We start from the raw sequence: 2669 nt of genomic DNA on the forward strand, positions 1-2669 counted from the left end.
TACGAGTGTTGCAGCACCTAACGGAGCAGCAATGCCGCCGGCAAGTTCGTCTCCTACCTGCGGGTATCAACCGAGATGCAAGGCCGCTCCGGGCTTGGCCTGGAGGCCCAACGGCAAGCGGTGGCAAGCTTCTTGAGGGGTGGACAGGGGGCGGTGCTGGTCGAACTGGTGGAGGTGGAGAGCGGCAGCCGGGACGATCGGCCGGAGCTGCACAAGGCCCTCTCGCTCTGCCGGCTCCACAACGCCACGCTGGTAATCGCGAAGCTCGATCGCCTGTCCCGTGATGCGCACTTCCTTCTCGGTCTTCAGAAAGCCGGTGTCCGGTTCGTCGCTGCCGATATGCCGGAGGCCAACGAGATGGTGGTCGGGATCATGGCCGTGGTCGCCCAGGCCGAACGGTCGATGATCGCTAAGCGCACCCGCGAAGCTCTCGCGGCGAAGCGCGCGTTCTATGCCACCCTGTCCGATGCGGACCGCGCCGCCCTCCAGGCTGCCGGCAAGGCGACGCGCCTGGGCAACCCGGGTAACCTGGGCAAGCGGGACGAAGGCCGCGCCCTGGGACGGGCCCGCCGGACGGAGATCGCCAACCGCCGCGCGATCGACCTCGCCCCGATCATCGCGGACGTGCGGGAGACCGGAGCCACGTCCCTGCGAGAGATCGCGGCGGCATTGAACGCCCGGGGCATCCCCACGGCTCGCGGCGGCCAGTGGTCCGCGGTCCAAGTTCAAAGGGAGATGGCACGTCTGCCAGCATAGACGCGTAAGCCGTGACATAAGCGGTTTGATCGGACTACCAACATGCAACCTCGGCGTGAGTTCGGGGTTGTGGCCATAACGCTACAGCATCGTACGGAGATGGAATTGTCGCCTCTTGGCAAGATCAAGGAGTGGATGGACACGGTCAATCCCGAGGTTGCGACAGAGGTTCACTACATGGTCCTGCTCTACCTAGAGAGGGACAAAAATCACAACGCGGAGGACTATAAAAATAGCTTCGATAATTGGCTGTCTGACGAAGGCGATATTCATACCTATGTGGTCGGCAAGGCTCTGGCGTTTCGGGAAGCTCTAAATTTCTCGCTCAGCAGCAGGTTCGAAGAAGCTGGTTGGGATGAGGCGAAGGGTTACCATCAGGGAATAATAGATAAGTACAAGAATTCGTCGGATCCAAGAGAGGCTAATATGGCGCCGCGATCCGAAACTATCTTAGCTGATATTCCTAGAAGAATTAGAATTTGGACTGAGTTCGGTAAATCCTGGCGCGACTTCTCAGGCGCAGAGCTTACGAACGAAGCTCTGAAGACCTATCAAGAGGGCGAGATGTTCAAGGATATGGACAAAGTCCTGAACCCGGAGCCCGTTACGATCAATTTAACAGGTCGGTCATGAGATACGCTAGCACATCCTACTGACCCTGGCGTCAATGGGATGTGCCCTTCAGCCTCGCTGGGCCGGGTGTAGGATCGAGAGCACCTGGACAGTGCCGGCCGCATCATCGACCCGATACTGGATCTTGTATCGGTAGCCCGGCGAAACCGCCATGCGTACACCCGGCTCATCCTGCGCCCGCCCACTCAGGGGATGATCGCCCAACCGCCCGACCGCGGCACGGATATCCGCCTCCACGTTGGCGGCACCGCCGGGGTTACGGGGCATGAGGTAGTCCGCGATGCCGTTGAGATCATCAAGGGCCGCGCGGGTGTAGACGACCTTCACAACCTGAAGCGGCGAAACGCGGCTTCCACCTCCTCATCGGAGGCGAAGCGGCCTGCCTGCACATCTGCTAGGCCACGCTGTGCCGCGGCGCGCTCTTCGGCAGTCATCGTTGCGGGTGGGCGCCGATCGACCTCGCCGCGGTCCGCCGGGCCCCGGGCCTGCTGCCGTGAGGGGCTGGCGACGAAGCTGGCCGTTGTGCCGGGTGGTGGGCGTCGGGTCATGTGCTTAATGTAGGCGTAAGGCGGCCAGCCGTGAAGCCGGCCGGCAACCCGTGCACCGGGATCTACCGCGAGCGGACCGTGGCGATGCGCCGGCCGCTCTCGCCGTACACCTTGGCGCCGAACGCGGTCCGTTTGATCACGGCCACGCGACGACCGTTGGCGGCGTACACCTTCTCGGCCTTGGGGGATGCGAGCGCGGCGGCCGGCGCCGTGACTGAGGCGATTGTGGCGACAGCGAGTACCGAAAACGTCCTCACCAACGAAGCTCCTGCTTCGGGATTGCGCGGAACTCAGCTTCCCTATCAAGCTCCCGCTTCTTGTAGGCACGGGATTTTTCCATATCACCTATGCAACTCTCTAATGAGCTGTACGCGTGTTCAGCGAGGCTCCACTTAAGGCAGGCCCGCTGATCTTCCTCTTCGACGGCATCCCAGCGTGCCTTCAGCTTGTCATAGGCCTCTTGCTGCTCTTTGAAGCACTGCTGGTACTTCTCCTGCGGAGTGCCAAAGCGCCACTTGTTGCTGACCTGCGAGCGGCAGTGACTATCTGCGTCCACACGAGGTAGTGGCTCCGCGCCGGGCATCCCGCTGAGCAGTGCGAACCCTGCAACGACAGTGAGGGTGAGGGTGGTGGGTCGGTTCATCGGACCACCTATACCCGAATGGCGCGGCGGCGCGGGGCAGCTTTTTGCGGCTTCACATCTGGATGGGCCCGCAGCCTCGATCACGGGGC

The 2669-nt window shown here is 62.2% G+C and carries 5 protein-coding genes; 2 read left to right on the plus strand and 3 right to left on the minus strand.

The genetic code is table 11. The annotated features are described in order from the left end of the window. Nucleotides 1–57 precede the first annotated feature (57 nt). Nucleotides 58–756: a recombinase family protein gene (locus I53_RS05835; RefSeq protein WP_043347743.1), complete on the plus strand. Its 699-nt coding sequence runs from the start codon at nt 58–60 to the stop codon at nt 754–756. A gap of 135 nt (nt 757–891) precedes the next feature. Then, complete coding sequence (locus I53_RS33045; RefSeq protein ID WP_148291073.1) at nt 892–1389, plus strand: hypothetical protein; 498 nt, start codon at nt 892–894, stop codon at nt 1387–1389. A gap of 48 nt (nt 1390–1437) precedes the next feature. Here I53_RS33045 and I53_RS05840 read toward each other — a convergent pair whose 3' ends face one another. From I53_RS05840 to I53_RS05850, 3 genes are all read right to left on the minus strand, one after another. Next, complete coding sequence (locus tag I53_RS05840) at nt 1438–1716, minus strand: type II toxin-antitoxin system RelE/ParE family toxin (protein ID WP_043347746.1); 279 nt, start codon at nt 1714–1716, stop codon at nt 1438–1440. Nucleotides 1717–1999: 283 nt separating this feature from the next. Beyond that, nucleotides 2000–2194, minus strand: a complete 195-nt coding sequence (locus I53_RS05845; protein ID WP_043347748.1) for a hypothetical protein — start codon at nt 2192–2194, stop codon at nt 2000–2002. Then, on the minus strand, nt 2191–2669 hold a 479-nt coding region (locus I53_RS05850; RefSeq protein ID WP_210161565.1), incomplete at its 5' end, for a hypothetical protein. The genes I53_RS05850 and I53_RS05845, both read right to left, overlap by 4 nt.

This window comes from Methylobacterium sp. B1 (assembly GCF_000333255.1).
In the GTDB taxonomy this organism is placed as follows: domain Bacteria; phylum Pseudomonadota; class Alphaproteobacteria; order Rhizobiales; family Beijerinckiaceae; genus Methylobacterium; species Methylobacterium fujisawaense.

What these genes read in the sequence shown, in the direction of transcription:
- I53_RS33045 (WP_148291073.1), top strand. Translation starts at nt 892, where the DNA reads ATGGACACGGTCAATCCCGAGGTTGCGACAGAGGTTCACTACATGGTC.